At 70.2% G+C, this 25,647-nt stretch carries 15 protein-coding genes (1 of these 15 only partly in view); 10 read left to right on the top strand and 5 right to left on the bottom strand.

What is annotated here, in order from left to right:
• Positions 1-13 precede the first annotated feature (13 nt).
• Together glpK (LX88_RS16405) and LX88_RS16400 are read right to left on the bottom strand one after the other, a co-directional pair.
• Entirely contained in the window at positions 14-1,531 is a 1,518-nt protein-coding gene (gene glpK / locus LX88_RS16405) for a glycerol kinase GlpK (RefSeq protein ID WP_258948639.1), read from the bottom strand.
• A gap of 27 nt (positions 1,532-1,558) precedes the next feature.
• A complete protein-coding gene (locus LX88_RS16400; protein WP_258948638.1) occupies positions 1,559-2,314 on the bottom strand; it encodes an MIP/aquaporin family protein in 756 nt (251 codons plus the stop codon).
• Between the two features lie 243 nt (positions 2,315-2,557).
• Between LX88_RS16400 and LX88_RS16395 the strand changes: the two genes are divergently transcribed.
• Together LX88_RS16395 and glpK (LX88_RS16390) are read left to right on the top strand one after the other, a co-directional pair.
• Positions 2,558-3,322: an IclR family transcriptional regulator gene (locus LX88_RS16395; RefSeq protein WP_258948637.1), complete on the top strand. Its 765-nt coding sequence runs from the start codon at positions 2,558-2,560 to the stop codon at positions 3,320-3,322.
• 25 nt (positions 3,323-3,347) lie between these two features.
• Positions 3,348-4,841, top strand: coding sequence for a glycerol kinase GlpK (gene glpK / locus LX88_RS16390; RefSeq protein ID WP_258948731.1), 1,494 nt, complete (start codon positions 3,348-3,350; stop codon positions 4,839-4,841).
• 70 nt (positions 4,842-4,911) lie between these two features.
• On the opposite strand, the gene LX88_RS16385 is transcribed toward glpK (LX88_RS16390), so the two are convergent.
• Entirely contained in the window at positions 4,912-6,288 is a 1,377-nt protein-coding gene (locus tag LX88_RS16385; protein ID WP_258948730.1) for an aminopeptidase P family protein, read from the bottom strand.
• Positions 6,289-6,396: 108 nt separating this feature from the next.
• Here LX88_RS16385 and LX88_RS16380 point away from each other — a divergent pair, with 108 nt between their 5' ends.
• Entirely contained in the window at positions 6,397-7,341 is a 945-nt protein-coding gene (locus LX88_RS16380; RefSeq protein WP_090064069.1) for a LysR family transcriptional regulator, read from the top strand.
• A gap of 10 nt (positions 7,342-7,351) precedes the next feature.
• On the opposite strand, the gene LX88_RS16375 is transcribed toward LX88_RS16380, so the two are convergent.
• Both LX88_RS16375 and LX88_RS16370 read right to left on the bottom strand, forming a co-directional pair.
• On the bottom strand, positions 7,352-8,701 hold the full coding sequence (locus LX88_RS16375; RefSeq protein WP_258948636.1) for a collagenase: 1,350 nt from the start codon (positions 8,699-8,701) through the stop codon (positions 7,352-7,354).
• 98 nt (positions 8,702-8,799) lie between these two features.
• Entirely contained in the window at positions 8,800-10,380 is a 1,581-nt protein-coding gene (locus LX88_RS16370) for an MFS transporter (RefSeq protein ID WP_258948635.1), read from the bottom strand.
• A gap of 382 nt (positions 10,381-10,762) precedes the next feature.
• On the opposite strand from LX88_RS16370, the gene LX88_RS16365 reads away from it, so the two are divergent.
• The 7 genes from LX88_RS16365 to LX88_RS16335 all read left to right on the top strand — a co-directional run.
• Positions 10,763-11,524 (top strand): ESX secretion-associated protein EspG, encoded by a 762-nt coding sequence (locus LX88_RS16365; protein ID WP_258948634.1) that lies wholly within the window; start codon positions 10,763-10,765, stop codon positions 11,522-11,524.
• A 423-nt stretch (positions 11,525-11,947) separates the two neighbouring features.
• Positions 11,948-12,328 carry a hypothetical protein gene (locus tag LX88_RS16360; RefSeq protein ID WP_090064065.1) on the top strand — a complete coding sequence of 127 codons (381 nt, stop codon included), beginning with the start codon at positions 11,948-11,950 and terminating at the stop codon, positions 12,326-12,328.
• 43 nt (positions 12,329-12,371) lie between these two features.
• On the top strand, positions 12,372-14,036 hold the full coding sequence (locus LX88_RS16355; protein ID WP_258948633.1) for a PPE domain-containing protein: 1,665 nt from the start codon (positions 12,372-12,374) through the stop codon (positions 14,034-14,036).
• The gene (locus LX88_RS16350; protein WP_258948632.1) at positions 14,033-14,788 is read left to right on the top strand and encodes an ESX secretion-associated protein EspG; all 756 of its coding nucleotides are present in this window, start codon (positions 14,033-14,035) and stop codon (positions 14,786-14,788) included. The genes LX88_RS16355 and LX88_RS16350 overlap by 4 nt, the downstream gene beginning before the upstream one ends.
• Positions 14,789-14,840: 52 nt before the next feature.
• Positions 14,841-15,347, top strand: a complete 507-nt coding sequence (locus LX88_RS16345; RefSeq protein WP_258948631.1) for a YbaB/EbfC family nucleoid-associated protein — start codon at positions 14,841-14,843, stop codon at positions 15,345-15,347.
• A gap of 9 nt (positions 15,348-15,356) precedes the next feature.
• On the top strand, positions 15,357-17,273 hold the full coding sequence (locus tag LX88_RS16340) for a glutamate-rich protein 5 (protein ID WP_258948630.1): 1,917 nt from the start codon (positions 15,357-15,359) through the stop codon (positions 17,271-17,273).
• A 69-nt stretch (positions 17,274-17,342) separates the two neighbouring features.
• Positions 17,343-25,647 carry the beginning of a hypothetical protein gene (locus LX88_RS16335; RefSeq protein ID WP_258948629.1) on the top strand. It continues 21,503 nt past the right edge of the window, so the window shows 8,305 of its 29,808 coding nt (coding positions 1-8,305); it begins with the start codon at positions 17,343-17,345; its stop codon lies off the right edge, out of view.

The raw sequence follows: 25,647 nt of genomic DNA, 5'->3' as shown, positions 1-25,647 counted from the left end.
CTAAAGAGAGAAGTCAGCGGACGTCTGCGTCGACCCAGTCGAACGACTTGGTGACGGCCTTCTTCCAGTTGCGGTACTCGCGCTCGCGCTCACCGGAGTCGAGCTCCGGCGTCCAGCGCTTGTCCTCGGCCCAGTTGGCGCGCAGCTCGTCGAGCCCGGACCAGTAGCCGACGGCCAGGCCGGCGGCGTACGCGGCACCGAGAGCGGTCGTCTCGGCGACCACGGGGCGCACGACCGGCACGTCCAGCACGTCCGCCTGGAACTGCATCAGCAGCTCGTTCGCGACCATGCCGCCGTCGACCTTCAGCTCGGTCAGCGGCACACCGGAGTCGGCGTTCATCGCGTCCAGCACCTCGCGGGTCTGGAACGCCGTCGCCTCCAGCACGGCACGCGCCAGGTGACCCTTGTTGACGAAACGGGTCAGGCCGACGACGGCACCGCGGGCGTCCGCTCGCCAGTACGGCGCGAACAGACCGGAGAACGCCGGCACGAAGTACGCGCCACCGTTGTCGTCCACCGTCTTGGCCAGCGTCTCGATCTCCGCGGCCGAGCCGATGATGCCGAGGTTGTCGCGCAGCCACTGCACCAGCGAGCCGGTGACGGCGATGGAGCCTTCCAGCGCGTAGACGGGAGCCTCGTCACCGATCTTGTAGCAGACGGTCGTGAGCAGACCGTTCTTCGAGGCGACCTTCTCGGTACCGGTGTTGAGCAGCATGAAGTTGCCGGTGCCGTAGGTGTTCTTGGCGGTGCCGGGCTCGTAGCAGACCTGGCCGAACGTCGCGGCCTGCTGGTCGCCCAGGATGCCCGCGATCGGCACGCCCTTGAGCACACCGCCGGGGCCGCCGGTGCCGTAGACCTCGGAGGAGGAACGGATCTCCGGCAGCATGGACAGCGGGATGCCCATGTCGGCGGCGATCTCCGCGTCCCACTGCAGCGTGTCGAGGTCCATCAGCATGGTCCGCGACGCGTTGGTGACGTCGGTGGCGTGCACACCGCCGTTGGGGCCGCCGGTGAGGTTCCACAGCGTCCACGTGTCGGTGTTGCCGAACAGCAGGTCGCCGGCCTCGGCGCGCTCACGGGCGCCCTCGACGTTGTCGAGGATCCAGCGGATCTTGGGGCCGGAGAAGTAGGTCGCCAGCGGCAGGCCGACCTTCGCCTTGTAGCGGTCGGCACCGCCGCCGAGGGCGCCGAGCTCCTCGACGATCGCCTGGGTGCGGGTGTCCTGCCAGACGATCGCGTTGTAGACGGGCTCGCCGGTGTTCTTGTCCCACACCACCGCGGTCTCGCGCTGGTTGGTGATGCCCACGGCGGCGAGGTCACCGGTGTTCAGGTCGGCCGTGGACAGTGCCTGGCCGATCACGAACCGGGTGTTCTCGGAGATCTCCACCGGGTTGTGCTCGACCCACCCGGCGCGCGGGAAGATCTGCTCGTGCTCCTTCTGGCCCACGGCGACGATGGAGCCGCTGTGGTCGAAGATGATCGCCCGCGTGCTGGTCGTGCCCTGGTCGACGGCGAGAACGTACTGCGTCATCGAAACTGTCCTTTCCGGATGGTCAGATCAGAACGCGAGCGAGGCGATGACACCGGCGAGCGCGCCACCGATGATCGGGCCGACGACCGGCACCCAGGAGTAGCTCCAGTCGGAGTCCTTCTTGCCCACCGCTTCACCGTCGGTGCCCTTGTAGGACAGGGGAAGCAGCGCGTGCGCGATGCGCGGACCGAGGTCGCGGGCAGGGTTGATCGCGTATCCGGTGGGACCACCGAGCGAGGCACCGATGCCGACGACGAGCATGGCCACGGCCAGCGGGCCGAGCTGGGTCGGCGTCTTGCCGAGCGCGAGGACCACGAAGACCAGGACGAACGTGCCGATGATCTCGCACACCAGGTTCCAGGTGTAGCTGCGGATCGCCGGGCCGGTGGAGAACACCGCGAGCTTGAGGCCCTCGTCGGGGGTCTCGTCGAAGTGCGGCTTGTACGCGAGCCACGCGAGCACGGCACCGAGGAACGCGCCGAGCATCTCACCGGCGAAGTAGACGAGCGTCGAGCCCACGCCGACCGGCACACCGGGTGCGAACTCGTCCGCTCCGCTGGTGAGGATGCCGATCGTCACGGCGGGGTTGAGGTGCGCGCCCGACTTGTAAGCGATGTAGACACCGGCGAAGACACCGAGGCCCCAACCGAAGTTGATCAACAGCCAGCCGCCGTCGAAACCCTTCGACTTGGCGAGCAGCACGTTGGCCACCACGCCCGCACCCAGCAACAGCAAGATGCCCGTACCGAGCAACTCACTGAGGAACACTGTCCCGAGACCCACGCTGGCCTCCCATTCGTCCTTGAACGGCTGATCACCACGTGGTGATTGAGGCGGAACGTAATGACCCAGGTCACGCCTGCTCAACAGGCACGTTTCGACAATGTCGACACCTGTGACCCACGAACGTGTGACCGAGTGGTCACGCTGCGCGCAGACAAGGCGTTTCAGGCTTGTTTCCAGGGGTGACGGGTGCCCTAGCTGTTCGACATTGCCGACACGGGTCGTCTCAATTACGTTTCACGCGTGCCGGGACCCATCCAGTCGATCGAACGAGCCGCAGCCGTGCTGCGGCTGCTCGCGCGTGGCTCCGGCCACCACGGTCTCACGGAGATCGCCGACTCGCTCGGTCTCGCGCGGGGCACCGCGCACGGGATTCTCCGCACGCTGCAACGGGTCGAGTTCGTCGAGCAGGACCAGACGACGGGGCGCTACCGGCTCGGCGCCGCGCTGCTGCACCTGGGAACGTCCTACCTCGACGCGAACGAGCTGCGTTCTCGATCGATCAACTGGGCCGACACGCTCGCCTCGCGAAGCAGCCAGGAGGTCAGGATCGGCATGCACCACGACGGCGCCGTGCTCGTCGTGCACCACGTGTTCCGTCCCGATGACTCCGTGCAGACACTCGGCATCGGCGCGATGCTGCCGTTGCACGCCACGGCGCTCGGCAAGGTGCTGCTCGCCTACGACCCGGACCTGTCGGCGGCCGCACGCCGGCGGGAGCTCACGTCGTTGACGCGCAGGACGATCACGCGCACCCAGATGCTGGAGCGCGTGCTGACCGAGGTGCGCGGGCAGGGCTGGGCGGGCGAGGCCGAGGAGTACATGCCGGGTGAGGCGAGCATCGCCGCACCCATCCGCATCCCCGGTGGGCTCGTGATCGGCGCGATCGGCATCTCCGGCGCGGCGGACCGGCTGTGCGACTCCACGGGACGTCCGCGTGCGACGCTGGTGCGCCAGGTCGTGCAGGCCGCGGAATCCGTCACCACCTCTCTTGTCGACGAGAACTGAAGGGCTCGCCGTGCAACGGTTCGTAATGGCGATCGACCAGGGCACGACGTCGACGCGCTGCATCGTGTTCGACCAGAACGCCCGCCTCGTCGCGGTCGCCCAGCGCGAGCACCGGCAGTACCACCCGCGGCCGGGCTGGGTCGAGCAGGACGCCGTCGAGATCTGGCGCAACGTCGACCGGATCGTGCCGCAGGCGTTGCGGCAGGCGGGGATCAGCGCCGACCAGGTCGTCGCGATGGGCATCACGAACCAGCGCGAGACGTTCGTGCTGTGGGACCGGCACACGGGTGTCCCGATCGGACGCGCGATCGTCTGGGAGGACATCCGCACCGAGGAGCTCGTCACCGAGCTCGGGAAGAAGCAGGGCATCGAGGAGGTCCGCGACCGCTGCGGTCTGCCGCTCGCGACGTACTTCTCGGCGCCGTCGCTGCGCTGGATGCTCGACAACGTGGCAGGGCTGCGCGCGAAGGCCGACCGCGGCGACGTCCTGTTCGGCACCATGGACACCTGGCTGATCTGGAACCTCACCGGCGGCGTCAGCGGCGGCCTGCACGTCACGGACGTCACCAACGCGTCGCGGACGATGCTGATGAACCTCTCGACGCGGCAATGGGATCCGATGCTGCTGGAGTTCTTCGGCGTGCCGTCGTCGATGCTGCCGGAGATCCGTCCGTCGTCCGAGATCCACGGCAAGACCACGCGGGTGGTGCCGGGCATCCCGATCACCGCGGCTCTGGGTGACCAGCACGCGGCCCTGTTCGGGCAGACCTGCTTCGAGAAGGGGTCGATCAAGGGCACGTACGGCACCGGCGGGTTCCTGCTGATGAACACCGGGAACGAGTTGGTGCGGTCGAAGCACGGGCTGCTGACGACGATCGGCTACCAGATCGGCGGTGAACCGACCTACGCGCTGGAGGGCTCGATCGCCGTCGCCGGTTCGCTGGTGCAGTGGTTCCGCGACAACCTCGGACTGATCCACAGCGCGCCGGAGATCGAGACGCTGGCGCGCACGGTGAAGGACAACGGCGGCTGCTACATCGTGCCGGCGTTCTCGGGGTTGTTCGCGCCGCACTGGCTCTCGCAGGCGCGCGGGCTCGTCGTCGGGCTGACGTCGTACATCAACAAGGGACACCTGGCGCGCGCCGTGCTGGAGGCGACGGGCTGGCAGACGCGCGAGGTGGTCGACGCGATGAACGCCGACCTCGGCGTGCCGACGCCGGTGTTGAAGGTGGACGGCGGGATGACCGCCGACCACCTCCTGATGCAGTTCCTCGCCGACGTGCTGGACATCCCGGTGATGCGGCCGCTGGTGGCGGAGACGGTGTCACTGGGCGCCGCGTACGCCGCGGGTCTGGCCGCCGGGTACTGGCCGGACCTGGAGGGGTTGCGGAGGAACTGGCACCTGGCCGCGCGGTGGAACCCGGCGATGGACGCCCGGCACCGCGAGGACGAGTACGCGAACTGGAAGCGGGCCGTGGAACTCACGTTCGCCTGGGCCCGCTCCACTCCGTCCACTTAGGCGGTTGATGAGGGGAGCTTTCATAAACCTGACGTTTATGAAAGCTCCCCTCATCAACCACGTACCCAGGTCAGGAGCGCTGCTTGCGCACCCACGCGGCGACGTCGTCGGCCTCGATCGGCAGCGAGTCGGACAGGACGTCCGCGCCGGTCGAGGTGACGACCAGGTCGTCCTCGATGCGCACGCCGATGCCGCGCAGCTCCGGCGGCAGCGTCTCGTCGTTCGGGTGGAAGTACAGGCCGGGTTCGACCGTGAGCGCCATGCCGCGTTCCAGGATGCCCTGCTGGTAGGTCTCCTGGCGGGCGTCGGCGCAGTCGTGCACGTCGAGCCCGAGGAAGTGCCCGGTGCCGCAGACGATGTAGCGGCGGTGGTGCTGGCCGGACGGGTCGAGCGCCTTGTCGACGCTGACCGGCAGCAGGCCCCAGTCGTGCAGACCCTCGGCGAGCACGCGCATCGCCGTGTGGTGGAACGCGCTGTAGTCGTTGCCCGGCCGCACTTCCGCGAGCGCGGCGACGTGCGACTTCAGCACGAGGTCGTACACCTGGCGCTGCGGCGCGCTGAACTCACCGCTGACCGGGAACGTCCGGGTGACGTCGGCGGTGTAGAGGGAGTTCATCTCGACACCGGCGTCGAGCAGCAGCAGGTCGGCTTCGTCCACGCGGCCGTCGCAGCGCGTCCAGTGCAGGACCGGGGCGTGCGGGCCGGCGGCGACGATCGAGGTGTAGCCGGGGCCCTTGCCCTCGGTGCGGGCACGGCGGTCGAACGTGCCCTGCAGCCAGCGCTCTCCTCCGCCGCGCACGGCCTGGCCGAGCTCCATGGCGACGTCGGCGAAGCCCTTGACCGACGCGTCGACGGCCTGGCGGAGCTGGTCGACCTCCCAGTCGTCCTTGATCCGGCGCAGCTCGGCGAGCACGGTGCGCAGCTCGTCGCTGTGCGAACCGCTCAGCGCGTCGAGCAGCGGGTCGACGCCCTTGGCGACGAGCGTCTCCGGGTGGCGGCCGCGCAGGGCGTTCGCGAGGTCCTCGATCGGACGGGCCGTGATGCCGAGCGCCTGTCCCCACTCCTTCGGGCCGGCTGCGGCGCCGATCCAGAACGGGCTGCGGTCGGCGTCGCCGAAGAAGTCGACGCTGTGGGTCTCGCTCGGCACCGGTACGAACAGCGTGGCGTCGTCGCCGGTCAGCACCAGCACCGCGCCCTCGACCTGGCAGCCGGTCAACCACACGAAGTCGCTGTCGGCGCGGAACTCGTGGAACGTGTCGTTGGACCGGACGTGCGCGCGCCCGGCGGCCAGCGCGATCCGCTTGCCGGGCAGCGCCTGCACGAGCCTGGCGCGGTGGGCGGCGGCCGCCTCCGCGGTGCCCTGGGGCAGGTCGACGGCACTGTCCCAGTCACCCCAGCCGTCGCGGATGTACGAGCGGAAACCGTCCGCGTCCACCAGTTTCGCCATGTCGCGGCGTGTCCGAGCCAATTCGCGTCCTCTCAGAGTGGTCCTTCCTGCCACCCTCCCTCCTCTCGGAGGGGTCTCGCCAATCCGGATCGGGGATAGCCTCAGGCTATGGAACTGGAGATCCGGCACCTGCGGGCGATCTGCGCCATCGGCGACGCGGGCAGCCTGTCGCGCGCGGCCACGCAGCTCGGCATCTCCCAGCCCTCGCTCACCACCCTGCTGCAGCGGGTGGAACGCCTGGTCGGCGGCAAGCTCTTCGACCGCGGCCGCGCCGGCGCCGAACCCACGGCGCTGGGCGCGCAGATGCTGCAACGGGCCCGGTTGCTGCTGGTCGAGCTGGACGCGTTCGGCTCGGACATGACCCAGCGAGACGGACCGTCTCGTCTCGGCTCGGTGCACATGGAGTGCGTCGCCTCGCTGTACACCCGGCTGGAGGAGGTGCTCACGGACATCACGCTCGTGGTCGACCCGTCCTCGACCGGGCTGGCGCTGGCACTGGCGAACGGCCACCTCGACGCGGCGGTGATCGCGGTGGACGAGGACGCCGACCTGGGACTGCCGCGCGGGGTGGCGCAGCGGGTCGTCGTGCCGTGGGTACCGGTGTACATCGCCATTCCCGCTGCTCACCGGCTTGCTTCGAAGACAGAGGTGGAGCTGGCCGACCTGGCCGGGGAGTCGTGGGTGGGGCCGCCCGGTGCCGAGGACGGCTCGTTGACGTCGTTGCGCGCGGCCTGCCGGGCCGTGGGGTTCGTGCCGCGGATCCGGTTCGAGATGCCAAGCGGTGCGGGCCGTCAGCTGATCGCGGCGGGCAAGGCGGTGCAGCTGGTCGAGCCGACGTCGCAGGGCGGACCCGGTGTGGCGGTGCGGCCGCTGGCGGGGGCGCCGATGCGGATGCGGCTGGTGTTCGCGTGGCGGCGGGAGCGGCTGACCTGGAGTCAGGCCAGCCGCGTGTTCGCCGAGGTGCTCGGTGCCTATTCGGACCAGGCGCTCGCCAGCCCGGTGTTCCGGCCCTGGTGGGAGGAACGGGGCGCGGCCCTCACCGCGTCCGGCTGATCGGCGCGGCTCAGTTCGCGGCCGACAGCGAGCCGAGCCACGTGTACCAGTCGGCGTCGTAGCGGTCGCCGATCACCCGCGTCAGGTGGTCCCGGGCGCCCGCCCAGTCCCCTGCCCGGTAGTCCGCCAGCACCGCCGCGACGTCGGCCGGGTGCTTCTCCACGAGGTACCTGACGGCCAGGTAACCCCAGTTGTAGACCCGTTTGGCGTCGTGGTCGTAGGTGGTGCCGAACAGCGTGCTCAGCGCGTACGTCCGGTTCTTCGCCTCGGCCAGCGCGGCGGTGTAGGTCTCGCCCCGGTAGCTGTACGAGAGGTGCTCGGCGAAGCCCTCGATCCACCACACCGTCGGCGTGGTCATGTTCTCCTCGAAGTCGCCGTGCAGGTCGAACCGGCCGTCGAGGTAGTGGGTGTATTCGTGGTTGAGGTTCCAGATCGCGAACGTGGGCAGCCAGTCGGCCTCGTGCGCGATGAACCGGGCCTGGTTCAGCGCCGGGTCGCCTTCGAGGTACATGCCGCCGTTGTTCGTGGAGATGTCGAACAGCACCCCGGCGTACGTCCGGTAGTCGTCGCCGGTGTTGAAGACGACGACCTCGAGTGACGTGTTCTGGTCACCGGCAACGGGTCCCGGATCGCGCACGACCCGGTGGAACACCGCGTCCTGCCCGGCGAGCGACGCGCAGGTCTGGCGCAGCTGGGTGCTGGTGAGCTGCTGGGCGCGGATCTTCAGCGTGGCATTGCAGGTGTGCCGGACGGTCAGGACGCGGCGGTCGATCTGGGCGCGGAAATCGCACGTGCCGTACCGGCGGCAGTTCGCCTTGTCGTACCAGTCGGCCATCTCCGCGACGCCCACCCACAGCGGGGCGAGCCGGCCGACGACGTCACCGCGCGAAGCCATGTCCGCGAGCAACGGCCGCACGCGCGGCGCGATGTCCTCGTGCTGCAAGAACCTGCCCAGCTCGCGGGTCGCGTTCTGGACGAGGTACTGGCGGTCGGTGCCGAACAGGTCCAGGTGCCCCACCACGAACCGGCGCAGCGCCCGCAGGACCTCCGGCTCGGCGCGCACCGCGGCGAGGAACTCCGGCTGGGCGTGGCTGTAGTAAAGCAGCAGCATGCCGGCGTGCACGGCCGCGTCGTCGGCGCTGGTGTAAGTGTCGAGCAGGCGGGTCAACGCGCGCAGCTCGGCCGGGTAGTCGGCGACGGCGGCGGTGTAGATCGTCGAGTCGGGCCCGGCGTGCAGGATGGTCCTGGCGACGGCGGGCGGTAACAGCGGGCTGTTCGGCGCGCCTGCCGCGGCGGCCTGCGCCGCGGCAGGGGCCGGCAACCCGGCCAGCAGGGCAATGACCAGGGCGAGTGATCTCATCGGGGTTCCTCCGCAGGGTTCGAGGTGCCCCCGAGCGTCACACCGGCCGCCGCCTCGGAATCATCCCTTCCGCTCATAGCGCGCTGCTATGGAAGAGCTCACTGGTCCGGCTTCGCCGGCTCGGCGAACAGCAGGTGCCGCACGTGCGCGGGTCCCTTGGCCAGCGCCCGTGCCGTGTCCTGGTTCTGCTGGTCCACGACGGTGCCGCGTTCGACGTGCTGGCGCAGGTGCTCCTGCCACGTCGCCACGGTGAAGGTCTCCAGGAACGTCTCGGGTTGCTCGGTGTCCCGGAACAACCCCCACATCGTCGCCCCGGTGCGCCTGCGGGCCCTGCCGACGCGCTGCATGGCGTCGATGAACGCGTCCTCGTTCTCCGGCGCCACGGGCCACTCCACGGTGACGAGGACGGGGCCGGCGGCGGTGTCGGTGATCTCCGGTGGCTCCTCCCAGTACGTGGCGGGGCTGACGTCGAGCGGCCGGTCGTTCAGCGGCAGCCACCTGGTCGCCGCGAGCGCCAGCACGACCATCGCCACCGCGGGCACGATCATGGCCACCTGCAGGCTGTACGCGTCCGCGATGGCACCCCACACGACCGCGCCCAGCGCCTGCCCGCCCATGAGGATCAGCTGGTAGTAGGCCAGCGCCCGCGCCCGTGTCCACGCGGGCAGCAGGACCTGCGCGGTGGCGTTGAACGTCGACAGGGTGGCGATCCAGCAGGCCCCCGTCAGCAGCATCGCCACGATCACCAGCGCGAAGCTCTGCGTCAGCACCGCCGTGCTCGTCGCTCCCGCGTAGACGAACGTCGCGATCAGGACCATCCGGTTCTTGCTCATGCGCCGCAACAGTTTCGGCACCACGAACGCGCCGCCGATCGCCCCCGCCCCGACGCTGCCGAGCAACACGCCGTACCCGCTGGCGTCGAGCCGCAACGGCCCGCGCGCGATCGCCGGCAGCAGCGCCCACAACCCGCTGCCGAACACGATGAACAACATCAGCCGCGTGAGCACGCGCCGGAACAGCGGCGAACTGGCCACGTACCGCGCGCCCGTCCGCATCGCGGTCGTGATGTGCTCCGCGCCGAGCGGCCGGTGGTCCGACGGCCGCTTCCACCGCGTGAGCACGATCAGCACGCCGAAGAAGCTCACCGTGTTGAAGGCGAACGTCGCCTCCGGCCCCGCCAGCGCGATCAGCAACCCGCCGAGCGCGGGCCCGATGGCGCGCCCGACGTTCATGTTGACGCCGTTGAGCAGCGCGGCCTGCGGGATCTCCTCGCGAGACACCAGTTCCGGCTGGATCGCCTGGAACGACGGCATCGACAACGCCTGCCCGATCGCCATCAGCGCGAGCAGCCCCAGCAGGCTCGCCGGTGTGGCCCTGCCGGTGCCCGCGAGCAGCATCAGCCCGCCCGCGCCCGCCAGCATCAACGCCTGACCGGTGATCAGCACCTGGCGCCGGTCGAGGATGTCGCCCAGCGCCCCGGACGGCACCACGAGCAGGAACACCGGCAGCGTCGTGGCGGTCTGGACGAGCGCGACCTGCAGGGCGCTGCCGCCGAGGTCACCCATGAGCCATTGAGCGCCGACGGTCTGCGCCCACGTGCCGATGTTGGAGGCGAACTGGGCGAGCCACAGCGCACGGAACGCCTTGCGGCGCAGGGGTGCCCACGAGGAGACGGTCACCCGCTGATCTTCACATCCGCGTGGGTGCCTTGCCGAACGCCGGAACCAGTTTTTTTGGTCGACACTGAAGTTATCGAGGAAACTACGTGTCGCGCACCCCAAGTGATTTGGGTCACAGCACTCCGGCAGATCCGGCCGGCGCGGGCGTGTGAACGGGCGCCGCGCGTCTGCCCTGTTCACGTGCTGAAAGCGCTCTCGGAACCTGGGGAAACAAGCGTTCACGCCGTCGGCGCCCGCCCGGAACCTGCCCGATTCCCCGGACCACGACAGATTGTGAACATTCGTCTCAACCGGGTGCGTAATCGCTCAATGGTGAACGGATGCCCCAATTCTGCTCGATACTGCGCGCAAAGCAGGCAGAGCAGAAAGGTTCCGAGCACTCGTGATCACGCCCGAGTACTTGCTGTCGACCCGCGAGTTCGAGGTGCTGTGGCAGACGCTGCGGCTCGGCAGAATGCCGTACCCGCTCGACGTGCCCAGCGAAGGAGCGACCGAGCAGGACGTGAAGGCCCTGCAGGACAGGACCATCGCCGGCCTGCGCCGGCGCGGCATCGCCGACGACGTGCGGCTGGAGGACCTGCTGCGGGTGCTCGGCGACCACGAGGTGTCCGTGGACGCCGTCGCCGGGCTCGACCGGACGGTGCGGGCGCTGGCCGCGTCCAGCGGCGACCAGGCCGTTCTCGCCGTCATCGACGGCGAGAACGTCGGCCTCTCGGAGATCAGGGCCACCTCGCTCGCCCGCGAGATCGTCCGCGTGCTGCCCGAGGGTGTGGCGGGCCCCGGCAGCGCGCTGTCCGTGCGGCTGGAGACGTTGCAGCAGGCAGTCGCACTGCAGGAGGCCGAGCAGGAGGAGGACTCCGAGGACCCGTGGGGCGCGGCCGACGAGGAGCTCGACGACCGCGAGGCGTTGCTGAAGGCCGGGCTGTCCGCGCAGGACGCGCGCCAGATGGACGAGCTGGCGCAGAACCGGGTCGCGGGCGGCCAGTTCGGCGTCACGCACGGGCGACACCGCGCCGACGTGGTGATCAACTGGTTCGACACCCACCAGGGCCGGTACCTGATGGTCCGCTCCGACGGCTGGCTCAGCCTGTCGCCCACCGACAACGACCGGATCGCGACGCGGATCGACGCGGTGCTGGCCTGAAGGCGAACGCGGTGCGTCGCAGCGCACAACAATGATCCGAAACGGGCAAGACGGGCGTACTCTCCGGAGTGCGCCCGTGCTCTTGTGCGGGTCCGACGATTCAGCCGATCCGGTGAACGCCGAACCAGCTGGTGACGGACCTCAAGAGAGCCCTAAATCCCGGTTAATGGCCCATGTGATTTGGGTCACAACAGCCCCGCGTCAAGGGCCGTTCCAGGGATGTGAACAGAGATCGAGAGCCCGAACGGGCAGCGCACCGAGAGCGCTCCCACAACCAGCGCAAACGATCACGGCCGTTACACCATGTTCACCTGTTAGTGGCCCGTTTCGGTCCGCGGCAACGCATTGTGAAGCCCGGTCTCAATTGGTAACTCGCACGCCGCAAAGTGAGCATTGAGCCAAAAGACACCCGATACTGCCCGCATGTACATCGTCGGTGACAAAGACGCTGTCCCGCTCGGGGACACCGTCAGCTCGGGTCAGGTGCAGATCGACCCGGACGCGGGCGAGGAACTACGCAAGCAGTTCCAGGCCCAGATCGACCAGGTCGACTCCTGGATCGAACGTGCCAACTCGAGCATCGCGCGTCCGGCGCCGCTCGGAGCGAACCCCGTCGGCGACAAGATGCGCGACAAGTTCACCCATCGTGCCGAGGGTGAGCAGTACTCGTTCGTCAGTGTCATGACCGCGTACCGCACGGTTCTGGAGCAGACGAAGAACTCGATCGTCGAGGCGGTCGGCAACTTCACCCGGCTCGACGAGGACCAGCAGGCCGAACTGAAGAAGCACATGGGTAACAGCTGATCTCGAGGCCAGCTGATCCAACGGAGTGAGAGGCGAGCCGGTCATGCCCCCCGAGACCGACCCGAGCGAAGTCGAGAACGTCCCGGTCCTCACGGACCCGCAGAACTGGGCGTCCCGATCGCACCAAGAGCTGTACGCAGCGGTGCACAACAACAACGACCCCGGTCAGGCCGGCCAGATCAGCTCCGAGTGGGGCAAGTACGGCAACGAGCTGACCGAGGCGTCCCGAGTCATCAACTCGGTCATCACCTCGTCCGAGTCGAAGTGGACCGGTGACGCCGCCGAGGCAGCCCGCGCCGCGATGAAGAAGCTCGGAACCTGGGTCGACGAGACCGCGCGCACGGCCGTCGAGGTCGGCAACAAGGTCGCCGACCAGGGCCGTGTCATGGAGACCGCCAGGGCGCAGATGCCCCAGCCCGTCCAGTTCGACTGGAACAAGGCCGCGGCCGCGCTCTCCCAGCCCGGCACGCCCGCCTTCGTGCTGGCCTCCGCCGACATCGCGGTCGCCAACGCCGCCTCGCGCGCCGCGCACGACCAGGCGGTCGGCGTGATGACCAACATGGAGAACAACTCCCGGCAGATCGACTCGTCGACGCCCGCCTTCAAGCCGCCGTTCAACCCGAACACCGGCAAGGTCGAGGAACCGGTCATGGCGGTGCCGCGCTCCGGCGCGGTCGCACTGAACAACGGTGTGGACGGCCTCATGTCCACCCAGACGGCGAGTGCCGGCACGGCGACGGCTGCTCCGCTCGCCCAGCAGCAGGGTTCCAGCACCAGCGGCGTGCCCAACAGCGGCGCGGGCAGCGGCTACGGCGGCGCAGGCGGTGGCAGCGGCGTGAACCAGCCCGCCGCGGCGGCCTACACGCCTTCCGCTCCCGGCTACGCGGGACCCGGTGGCGGCGGCGCGGGTGGCGGCAGCAGCTACACGCCTCAGATGGGCAACACGAACACGAACACCGCGGCGGCCTACACGCCGACCGCCCCGGGCTACAACCCCGGCAGCACGTACACCAGCGGCAGCAGTGGTGGCAGCGGCGGTCCCGCGCCCTACACCCCGACCGCGCCGGGCTACACGCCGCAGATGGGTCCCGGCGGCAAGACGAACACCGGTGGCGGCAACGTCCCGAAGGCCCCGGTCGTCGGCCGCGACCTCGCGAACCCGAACTACACCCCGCAGAACATCAAGGGTGGTCCCGCTCCCTACACGCCGACGGCGCCCGGTTACAACGGTCCCGGTGGCGCGGGCGGCGGCGCCGGTGGTGGCGGCGGTGGCGGTGCCGGTGGTGGCGCCGGCGGCGGCGCGGGCATGAAGGGCCCCATGCCGTACACCCCGCAGATGGGTCCCGGCGGTGGTGGCGGCGGTGGCGGTGGCGGCGCGTTCGGCGGCGGCGCGGGTGGTACCGCGGGTGCCGGTGGTGGCGCGATGCAGTCCGGTGGCGCGGCCGGTGTCCAGGGCCAGGCAGGCCGTGGCGGCATGCCGATGGGCATGGGTCCCGGTGGCGTCGCGGCGGCCGGTGCCGGCATGGGCGCGGGCGCGCCGATGGGCGGTGCTCCCGGAGCCGGTGGTCGTGGCGAGGAGGACAAGGAACACCGTTCCGCCAGCTACATCATGGGCGGCGACCTGTTCGAGGTCCCCGGTGAGAACCTGCCCCCGTCGGTGATCGGTGCCGCGAAGGTCAAGAAGCAGAAGGGGACCGAGTCGTCTTGATCACGCCCGAGTTCCTGCTCTCGCCCCGCGAGTTCGACGTCCTGTGGCACGACCTGCGGCTCGGCAGGGTGCCCTACCCGCTCGACGTGCCGAACGAGGGTGCGACCGAGCAGGAACGCCGCGTGCTCGTCACGAAGACGATGGACGACCTGAGGTCACGGGGTCTCGTGGACAACCACCGCCTCGAGGACTTCCTGCGGCTGCTCGCCGACCACAAAGTGTCCGTGGACGCCGTCGCCGGTCTCGACCGCACGGTGCGGGCGCTCGCCGTCTCCAACGGTGAGCGCGCCGCGCTGGCGATCATCGACGACGACCGGGTCGGGCTGCTGGAGATCCGGGAGACCGGTATCGCCCGCGAGATCGTCAAGGTGCTGCCCGACGCCGTGCCCGGTCCGGGCACGGCGGTGAACGTGCGGGTGCAGTCACTCCAGGACGCCGTCGCGCTGAAGGAGGCCGAGGAGGCCACCGCGGACGACGACCTGTTCGGTGACGGCAAGGTGGACGACGAGGACGCGCTGCAGCAGGCCGGTCTGTCCGCGCAGGACGCGAAGCAGTTCGGTGAGCTCGCCTCGAACCGCGTCGCGGGCGGCCAGTTCGGCGTCACCCAGGACCGGCAGCGGTCGGGTGTCGTGATCAACTGGTTCGACACCCACCAGGGCCGTTACCTGATGGTCAACTCGGACGGCTGGCTCAGCCTCTCGCCGACCGACAACGACCGCATCGCCACCCGAATCGGCGCCGTGCTCGCGTGATCTGACGCGTCACAGCCGAACCGCAGTTGAACCGCCGCCGCCGGAGGACCGTGTGAACCCCGCGAACCCTTATCAGTGGGTCGAAGAGTACGAGGCCAAGCTGGCCGACCTGAAGGAGAAATCGGAGAACCTCACGGAGAACGTCGCGGCGGCCTCCGCCACCGTGACGTCGAAGGACGGCGCGGTGACCGTGACGGTCGGGCCCAACGGCGGCCTGCAGAACCTGCAGCTGGGGCACCGCGCGATCGAGCTCGGCGGGCCCAGGCTCACCGCGCTGATCCTGGAGACCGCACGGGCCGCGCAGAAGCAGGCGGCCACCCAGGTCCTCGAGCTCTTCAAGCCGCTCGGTGAGGGCACCGAGGCCTACCAGATGGTCTCGGACTCGATCCCGGACGACGAGGTCGAAGAGGACGCCGACCCGTACGACGAGGTCGACGACGAGCCGGAACCTGCTCCGGCTCCCCCGGTCAGCAAGCCGGCGGCGGCTCCGCAGCCCGCACCGGCCCGCGGCCGTCGCGGTGCGGCCGACGACGATGACGACGACAACCAGCCCTGGTAAGGAACAGCGATGACCGCGCCTGAAACTCCACTCCCGTCTCCTCCCGGGATGCACATCACCGAGGAGAACAAGCTCAAGGGCTCGCTGTTCATCGAGGCCTACGGCAGCTTGATCGACGGCATCAGCAAGGACGCCGAGAGCGAGACCGAGAAGGCGCTGGACATCACGTTCAACGCCATCGGCGCGGCTTCGGCCACGGTGATGTTCGCGATCGACCCGCTCGGCAGCATCATCGGTGCCGGTGTCGGCTGGCTGATCGAGCACGTGTCGTTCCTGCGTGACGCCCTGAACCAGCTGATGGGCAACCCGGAGGAGATCCAGGCCAACGTCGAGGCCAACAAGGCGCGCGCGGCCGAACTGCGGGTGCTGGCCGAGGACCACAGGAGCGGTCTCGCGACGTTCGACGGCTGGACGGGCGCGGCGTCCGAGAACTACAAGGCGTCGATGGACGGAATGGGCCAGGAGCTCGACGACCTCGCGAACGCCGTCGAGTCCAAGGCCAAGATCGTCGCGATCATGGGCATGCTCGTCACCGTGCTGCGGGACATCGTCCGCGACCTGATCGCCCAGCTGATCGGTTCGCTGATCGGTGGCGCGATCATCGCCGCCGCCATGATGATCCCGACCTTCGGCACCTCGATCGCGGTCTTCGGCGGCTTCGCGGTCGGCAAGGCGGTCGCGCTGGGCGTGAACATCGCGTCCCGCGTGGCTCGTGTCGTCGCCGCCCTGGGCCGGCAGATGAAGCGCATCGGCGACCTCGACGACATCATGAAGAAGGTCAGCAAGGGCTGGGAGCGCTTCGAGAACTCCGCTGACGTCGCCGAGATCGCCTACGAGGGCTACAAGGCGCAGGACGGCGTCAACAAGAAGATCGACGAGGCGATGGAGAACCGGGGCGCCGGCGGTGGCGGCAACACGCCTCCGGGTGCCACCGACGGCAAGACCGCCGCGGACGCCACCGGCACCGCGAGCGCGGCGATGGTGAACGCCCGTGTCGGCACGGTCCAGCAGGAGGGGACCGTCCAGGCGACGCTCGCCAGCGCTCCTCTCCGGGCGACGGAACAGGGCGAGCCGATGCAGGCCCTCAGGCGGACGGAAGCAGTGGCCGCCGAGCCCATGCAGGCTCTCAGGCGGACGGCCGCGACCGAGCCGATGCAGGCACTCAGGGCGACGCAGGCCGCCGAGCCGATGCAGGCCCTCAGGGCGACGCGGGCGGCCGAGCCGATGCAGGCGGTCGCACGGATGGACGCGGAGCCCCTCCAGCCGACTCAGGCTTACCGGGCGATGTCCGTGTCCGAGCCGGCACAGCCGATGCAGGCTTACCGGGCGATGGACGCGGGCGAGCCGCTGCAGGCCCGCACCGCGGCGGTGCACGCGACCGAGCCGGTGCAGGCGTTCCAGCGGGCCGAGGCGGTTCAGGCTCCCATGGCGTTCCAGCGGGCTGAGGCGGTTCAGGCCCCCATGGCGTTCCAGCGGGCTGAAGCCGTCGAGGCTCCCATGGCGTTCCAGCGGGCCGAGGCCGTCCAGGCGCCCATGGCGTTCTCCCGCGTGGAGGCTTCGGACTCCACGATGGTCTCGGGCGTGAGCATGACGTCGGGGACGCCGGCCTACGAGGCCGTGCAGCCGATGCAGGCGCGTGAGATGTACATCAGCCCGGAGACGCCGTCGGAGCCGTTGCAGGCCTCGTCGAGTTACGAGCCGCTCGCGCGCACGCAGATGTCGCACGCGTACGACGCTCTCGAGCCGTCGCAGCAGCGTGAGGTGTACTCGCGCGTCGACGCCGAGCCCGTCTACGAGAGCGTCAACCCGCTCATGGCGAGCGAGCCGCTGCAGGCGTCCACTGCCTACGAGGTCGCCGGCGGTGCCGCGGCGGAGCCTCTGCGGCCGACCATCGCGCACGAGCGTTCCGTCCGGCCGACAGAGTAAGTCCCAGCCAACAGCCGGGATCCCCGTGATCCCGCCTTGTTCTGACGCAGTTCTGGAGAATCGCCGCTCATGGCCAAGGGGAACGTCAACCCGAACCCGTCGTCGAACCCGGGAGCGAACCCTCCCCCCTCGGCGCCGCCCACGAGCGGAACGGGCGGAGGCGGCCCCACCGGCAACACCGGTTTCTCCATGAACGACTCCTCGATGCAGGGGTTGCAGAACAAGGCGGGCGACCTGGGGTCCCGGCTGTCGAGCATCTCGTCCGGCCTGCGGGGCCTGAACTTCAGCGGCAACGCACTCGGCCCCATCGGCCTGTTCGCGGTGCCGGCGCTCAACAACTCGAACGACAACGCCGTCTCGCAGGCGGACCGCGGTGCCAAGGCGTTCGGCGACGTCCAGGCCAACCTCAAGGCCACGCACCAGACGGCCACGCAGGTCGACACGACCAACCAGAACAACATGAAGTCGATCGACCCGGCGACCGGCGTGAAGAACACGCAGGGCGGTGGCGTCAACTCGACCGGCAAGGCGCAGCCCGGCGGCGGCCAGGCCAGCAACGTCAACAACACTCAGGGCGGCGGGGTCAACTCGACCGGCAAGGCGGGACCCGGCGGCGGTCAAGCCAGCAACGTCAACAACACTCAGGGCGGCGGGGTCAACTCGACCGGCAAGGCCGGACCCGGCGGCGGCCAGGCCAGCAACGTCACCAACACCAAGGGCGGCGGCGTCAACTCGACCGGCGGCGGGAAGGGTCCCGGCGGCGGCGCCGTCGGACCCGTGCCCACCACCCAGGGCGGCGCCAACCCGCCCGGTGGCGGCACCAAGGGGCCCGCGCCCTTCACCCCCACCGCACCCGGCTACACCGCCCCCGGCAACGCCGGTGGCAAGGGCGGCGGCACCAGTCCCGGCGTCAAGGGCCCCGGTGGTGGCGCTGTCGGCGCGGCCCCGAACATCAAGGGTGGCGGCAGCAACGCGACCTCGGGCGTGAACACGTCCGGCGGATCCGCGGTCGGAGCGCCTCCCACCACCAGGGGCGGTGGCGGTGCCACTCCCGGCGGTCCCAAGGGTCCCGCGCCCTTCACCCCCACCGCACCCGGCTACACCGCCCCCGGCAACGCCGGCGGCAAGGGCGGCGGCGCCACTCCGGGCGTCAAGAGCCCGGCCGCCTTCACCCCGACCGCGCCCGGCTACACCGGTCCCGGCAACGCCGGCGGCAAGGGCGGCGCCACTCCGGGCGTCAAGGGCCCGGCCGCCTTCACGCCCACCGCACCGGGATACACCGGTCCCGGCAACGCCGGTGGCAAGGGCGGCGCGACCCCTCCTGGTGGCGTGACGCCCGGCGGCACGACGCCTCCCGGTGGCAAGGGCACGACCCCCGGCGGTGGCACGACTCCCGGCGGCGGCACGAACTCCGGTGGTGCCAAGGGCCCTGCGCCCTTCACGCCCTCGGCGCCCGGTTACAAGGATCCCGGCACCTCCGGTGGCGCGGCGGGGACCAAGCCCTCCACGTCCGCCCCCGGCCCGCAGAACGCCGTGACGTCTCCTTCGCGCGGCGGCGCGACGCCTCCGGGCATGGCTCCCGGCATGGCCCCGCCGATGGCGCCCGGCGCCACCCCCGGCGCGACCGGCGGCGACCGCGGCGGCAGCAAGTTCAGTCCTCCTGGCGGCGGTGCGAAGGGCGTGTTCGACGCGCCCAAGCCCCCGACCCCGGACAGCACCATCACCAAGGCCCCACCGGCCACGACGCCCTCGACGCCCCCGCCCGCGCCGAAGCCCACGCCCGTCATGCCGCCGGCCGGTGGCACGACGCCCTCCACCCCCGGCGGCTCCACCCCCGGTGGCACGGCTCCTGGCGGCGCCACTCCCGGTGGCACGCCTCCTGGCGGCGCCACCCCTGGCGGTGCACCGAAGCCGGGTGGGGTTCCCAGTGTCCCCGGTGTTCCCGGCACCCCGGCTCCGACGACGCCCGGCTCGCAGAGCGCCGTCACCTCGACCCCGCCGCAGAGCGCGGGCCCGCGCGGCGGCGCCGTGGCTCCCGGCGTGACGCCGCCCGCCTCGGCCGCACCCGGCATGGCCCCGCCGATGGCACCGGGGGCGACCCCCGGCGCGACCGGCGGCGAACGCGGCGGCAACAAGTTCACGCCTGCAGGCGGCGGTGCGAAGGGCGTGTTCGACGCGCCCAAGCCCCCGACCCCGGACAGCACCATCACCAAGGCCCCACCGGCCACGACGCCCTCGACGCCGCCTCCGGCGCCGAAGCCGACGCCGCTGTCCCCGCCTCCGGCCACCACCGCTCCCCCGGCGGCCACCCCGAACACCGCGCCGCCGGCCCACTCCCGCCCGAGCACGCCGCCGGTGTCGACGCCGCCTCCCGCGGCGAACGTGCCGCCGCCCGCCCAACCGCCACGCGCCGACGCACCCCCAGCGCAGACGCGCCCGGCACCGCCGGTGAGCACCCCGTCGCCCACGCCGAACGTCAACACGCCCTCGGCCAACCCGACGACCAACGCACCGTCGCCGCGCACAGACACCACGCCGTCGGCGCAGCCGCCGCGCGCCGACGCGCCCCCGGCGCAGACGCGCCCGGCACCGCCGGTGAGCACCCCGTCGCCCACGCCGAACATCAACACGCCTTCGGCCAACCCGACGACAAACACGCCGCCGGCCAACCCACCCGCGCCGAACCCGGTGACCAACGTCCCGCCGGCGAACACGGCGTCGCCCCGTCCCGAGACGACGCCGTCCGCACAACCGCCGCGCGCCGACGCACCGCCCGCGCAAACGCGCCCGGCGCCGCCGGTCAGCGCGCCGCCGGTCAGCGCACCGCCCGTCAGCGCACCGCCCGTCAACACGCCGTCGCCCACGCCGAACACCAACACGCCTTCGGCCAACCCGACGACGAACACGCCGCCCGCCGCCGTGCCGTCGCCGCGGCCGGAGACGAACGTCCCGCCGGCCAGCACGCCGAACCCGAACACCCCCACGCCGTCTCCGAGGCACGAAGCCAACGTTCCCCCGGCGAACACCTCGCCGAGCCCGAACCCCGCCCCCAGGCCCGAGACGAACGTGCCGTCGGCGAACACGCCGTCGCCCACCCCGGCGACGAACGTCCCGCCGGCGAACACGCCGGCGCCGAAGCCGGACACCGCCGTTCCCGCGGCGAACACGCCGAAGCCCGAGACCAGTGCTCCCCCGGTCCAGCCGAAGCCCACCCCGGACACGGCCACGCCGCCGCCCGCCCAGACGCGGCCGGCTCCCGCGCCTCCCACCGGGGCGGCGCCGAACCCGAACACCACGGCGAACCCCAACGCCACTCCCGACCTCGTCGTGGCGCCGGTCGTCACGACCGCGCCGAACAGCCAGGGCCCGCGGTCCGGCAACAACCCGGGCAGCGACACGGACAGCGACACCGACTCGGTGTACGAGGACGCCGTCGAGTTCCAGACGGTCGAGCAGCGGGTGGACAGCTACCGGGCGCAGGACCCGAAGAACGACTCGGGTTACTGGCCGGACGCGAACGGCGACCTCAAGCACGGGCCGAACCCGGCGTCGGAGTTCGTCGGCATCAGGGTCGACGAGAACACCACTGTCGGCCTGACGCCGTACATGGCCAAGCAGTGGCTGGCGGACAACGGGGTCACCGTGCCGCCTCGCACCAGTGTCGAGGCGGCGATCCACCCGTTGCTCTACGACGCCGGCCTGGGCGGCGGCAACCGCAAGCCCGAGGTCTACGGCGTCGACAACGCCGCGGACTTCCGCGCCGAGATGCAGGGCGTCGCGGCCGAGCAGAACATCCAGGCACAGCAGAACGTTCTGAACGCGGTGAACGACCTCGCCACCGACATCACGAACAAGTACCCGCCGGAGCAGTTCAACTACGTCGGCTTGGGCCGCAGTCCGGCCGCCGTGGTCGCCGCGCTGCAGAACCAGGGTCACGACGCGGTGTCCATCCCGCTGTCGAACTTCCGGCCGCTGCCCTCCGACCCGAACTCGATCCTCGCCCCGGCGTACAACGGACCCGACGGCAAGCCCAAGACCGAGCCGCTGACCGATCAGCAGCAGGACATGCTCGACCAGCACTTCGACGAGTTCCTGGGAGACCTGCCTCCCGGCAAGGACGTGCTGCTGATCGACTACACGCAGGGCGGTCTGTCGCTGGTGTCGGCGCAGAGCGAGCTGCAGCAGCACATGAGCAACAACGGGTCGGACGCCCACGTGCAGGCGTTCGCGATCCACGAGGCGACCAACCGCAACGACATCAACAAGACGATCAACGCCGCCGCGCAGCCGGGGTCGAGGATCCAGGGCCTCTACGAGCAGTACGTCGACGGCACCGGCCGCGCGGACGCCCGCCAGGACTTCCGGAACAGCATCGAGACCCACGAGATCCCCTTCAGGCACCCGCTGGGCGACGCGTTCCGCAACGAGGCCTTCGACGACTTCGCCGAGCACGGGTCGTACAAGATCCTCGACCAGAACCCGGACACGTTCCCGCAGGACCGCCCGCGCAGGGACCACGACGTCGAACCCGGCGTCACGCCGGCCTGGGACGTGCTGAAGGACGCCGTCGCGGAGAACAACCCCCAGCCGAAGCCGGACACCGCCGGCAACGGCAGCGGCAACGACAAGGGCAACGACGACGGTCCCCCCGACTCGGGCAACGGCAAGGACGACTCGAAGGACAGCGGCTCCCAGGGCAATGACCCCAAGGACGGCGGCAGCAGGGACGGCGGCGCCAAGGACGACACTCGGCCCGCACCCACGTCGCCCGGCGACACCGACGCCGACACCGACGGCAAGCCCGGCACCGACGGCAACGACAAGGGCGGTTCGGGCAAAGACGGTTCAGGCAGGGACACCGGCGACCAGGGCGGCGGACGCGGGCGCGGTGAGGACGCACCACCGCCGCCTCCGCCCGCGGACAACGACGCCGGCAACGACTCGAAGGACAACGGCGACAAGGACAGCGGCAACGGGGACAAGGACTCCGACGCGGCGACGAACGCCGACGCCGACACCGGAATCGACCCGGAGGTCGTCGCCGAGATCAAGTCGCAGCTCGACGACCTGACCACGGACGCGATGGAGAACGCGAGCCCGAAGGCCATGGACGTCGAGGCCGCGCTCGAGAACAACCCCGGCAAGTTCGTCTACAACGAGGCAGGCCTCGACCTGCTGCGCTCGTCGGTCGTGCTCGACACGAAGACCGCGGAGATCTCCGCGATGATCGAGCAGCACGGCGCGGCGAACGTCGCGGAGGCGTTCCGCCAGCAGTTCAACCGCCCGATCATCGAGGGCACCCAGATCGAAGCGTTCAACGACCCGGCGAACGGCAAGCAGAACTTCGAGAGCTGGGCGCACAACCTCTGGGGCACGATCGACAACACGCCCAAGTACGACAACGACCCCAACGCCCTCGCGTCGGAGATCTTCGACCACGAGAAGGGCTACAACCGGGCGACCAACTTCGCGCAGGACGCCGCCCTCCAAGCGATGCTCAACCCGGACGGCCCGCAGCTGTCCACCGAGGTCGAGTCGAAGCCCGCGCCGGCCGCCGACCCGATGTCCCAGGGCACCTGGATGCTCGACGTCCTCGGCAACGCCGGGCTCGTCCCGAAGGACAAGGCCGTCGGCACGGACACGTTCGTCGACGTCGTCTCGAACCCGGAGACCAAGCACACGCTGGAGACCGTCCTCGGCCCGATCAGCGACGCCAAGATCCAGGAGATCAAGGACGAGCTCGCCGAGTGGGGCATGCTCACCGAGCCCGCCGTCGACGACTCCACCGACGTCCAGGCCGACACGAACACCAGCACCAACGCTCCAGGTACCAACGCTCCGGGCACCAACGCTCCGGGCACCAACCAGGACCCCCAGGGCAGCCGCGGCGCCCCGCCCTCGAACACCCCGCCGCCCGCTCCCCCGGCACCTCCCGCGCCGGCGCCGAAGACCGACGCACCACCGAAGATCAAGAGCGGTGGCGCGCCGCCCAAGCTGGACGCGCCGAACCACCAGGGCAAGGACGTCCTCACCGACGAGTCGTGGCGGCACGACCCGGCGAAGACCGCGGACTGGTTCGCACCGAAGGACCCGGCCGACCCGAGCACGTGGGCCGACCGCAGGGCCGACGCGCACGTCGGCAAGGTCGACACCGAGGTCGCCGACGTCAAGACGAACAGCACCCCGTCGAACGTCGACTCCTACAAGGGCATCGTCAAGTACGACCTGCGCCGCATCGAGACCTCCCCTGGCAACTTCGTGCAGGAGTACACGGTCAAGATGCACCTCGATCCGGGTGCGAACACGGACCCGAAGGTCGTCGAGGACCTCAAGACCAAGGTCGCCGAGGGCGTCGACTCGCTGCTGAACCAGGGCCACCGCATGCCCAGCGGCGACCAGTTCCACGTCAACGTCGAGTTCACCGACAACAAGGCCGACGCGCACGCCCAGGTCACGGTGGGCGACACCAAGACGAACACCGACCAGGACAACTTCAACCCGAACGCGTCCCCCGAGGTCCTCGCCCACGAGACGCTGCACTACCTCGGCATCCCGGACGAGTACAAGGACACGTCGCGCGTCTTCCAGCAGCACGACACCAACTCCGGTGTGCACCAGAACGACGGCGGCATGATGGGCGCCGACGTCCTCGACAAGAGCAAGGACCCCGGTCTGCGGCCGCGGCACCTGTGGCTGATCGAGAACACCTCCCACAACCAGACCGTGGTGCACGACACCAAGCTGGACACGCCCAGCCCCGCCACGACGCCGCCGCCCGCCCCGAACACGAACACCGGCACGGACGCGGACACGAAGTCCGATCCGAAGTCCGACACCGACTCGCGGCCCGCACCGACGAAGCGCCCCCGTGAGGACGAGGGCGGCGTGAACGTCCCCGCGACCGACGAACGGACGACCAAGAAGCCGCACACCGAGGGCCAGGCGGAAGCCGCTCCGTCCACTGTGGACGGCGACACGGCGATGGAGGTCGACAACACCACCGACTCCCAGGTCGACGCGCTCGCCGAGCAAATGGGCAACATGCGGCTCGACCAGATCGACCCGAACACCAAGTACAACGACGCGTTCAAGAACCTGGGCGAAGGCAAGATCGACGTCCCCACCAGGGACACCTACCTCGGCAAGCTCAAGGACAGCGTCGAGAACAACAAGCCGCCGTCGTTCGTGGTCAACATGATCGTCGGCCACGGCTCGCTGAACAACCCAGACCCGAACAACCCCGACGCCGACATCAACAGCGTCATCGACGCGATCACCCAGGACGCGGGCAAGCACAAGGACAACATGGTCTTCGTCATCGGCGTCAACGGCAAAGCCGCTGACATCGATGCGATGAACGCGGCCATCAACGAGGCCAACTCGAAGATCGCCGGCCGGCCGGAGCCGATCGCGCTGGTGCCGCTGGAGGTGCCCGCCACGGGCAAGTTCCCGTTCGGCGACATGCGCAACCAGACCATGAGCAGTGACGCCAACAAGTTCGCGGTCGGCGCCATGTCGGGCAAGGACACCCACCCGTACCTGTCCATCCAGGACTTCGACACCGGCTCGCGGCGCGTCGCCGACGGCAAGACCGACATCTTCAACCACGTCGCCGGCTCGATGAACACCGACGCGGGCCCGGTGCGTCCGCTGATGTACACCGGCGGCTACCGCGTGGGCGACCCGGAGGCGCTGGTCAAGGACGTCGAGTCGCGCATCAAGAAGCAGCGCGAGAACGACCTGCCCGAGCTCAAGGGCAAGAAGAAGACCAAGCTCGAGAAGGACCTCGCCAAGGCCGAGTTCCAGATCAAGCAGCCGGACTTCGCGCAGCGCTTCGAGCAGGCCATGAAGAACGACATGGACGCCCGCGTGCGGCAGGGCAACGCCAACCCGATGCTGCCCTACGGCCCTGAGCCGAACCTGTTCATCGACGCGGCCGTCCCGCTGGTCGACCCGAACGTGAAGTTCAGCAAGGGCGAGGCCGAGTACAACGGCCTCGGCAAGTCGATGAACGACTTCGCGGGCAAGGAACTCAGCGACATCCACAACAACGGGCTGGCCAAGCCGGAGTTCAACCAGGACCTCAAGGACGCCCGGTCCAGGCTCGTCGCCGACGTCAAGGCCGAGAACCGCCGGCCGACGCAGCACGAGATGGCGCAGTTCAAGCAGCTCACCGACGAGATCAACGCGAACGAGAACGCGGCGGCGGCGGACCCGGGAGTCAAGGACGCGGCCGCGCAGGACGTGATCGACAGCGCCATCAACGTCGACAGCCAGACGAACCGCAACCCGTACCGCGGCGAGACGTTCAAGAACGACTTCGTCGACGGCGCGGTCGCGACCGACCTGTCCCGCCTCGCGCTCGGGTTCGCGA

It is taken from the genome of Lentzea californiensis, from assembly GCF_024648825.1.
Classification (GTDB): domain Bacteria; phylum Actinomycetota; class Actinomycetes; order Mycobacteriales; family Pseudonocardiaceae; genus Lentzea; species Lentzea californiensis.
Note: the sequence above shows the minus strand (reverse complement) of the source record. Positions and strands in the feature narration are given on the sequence as shown.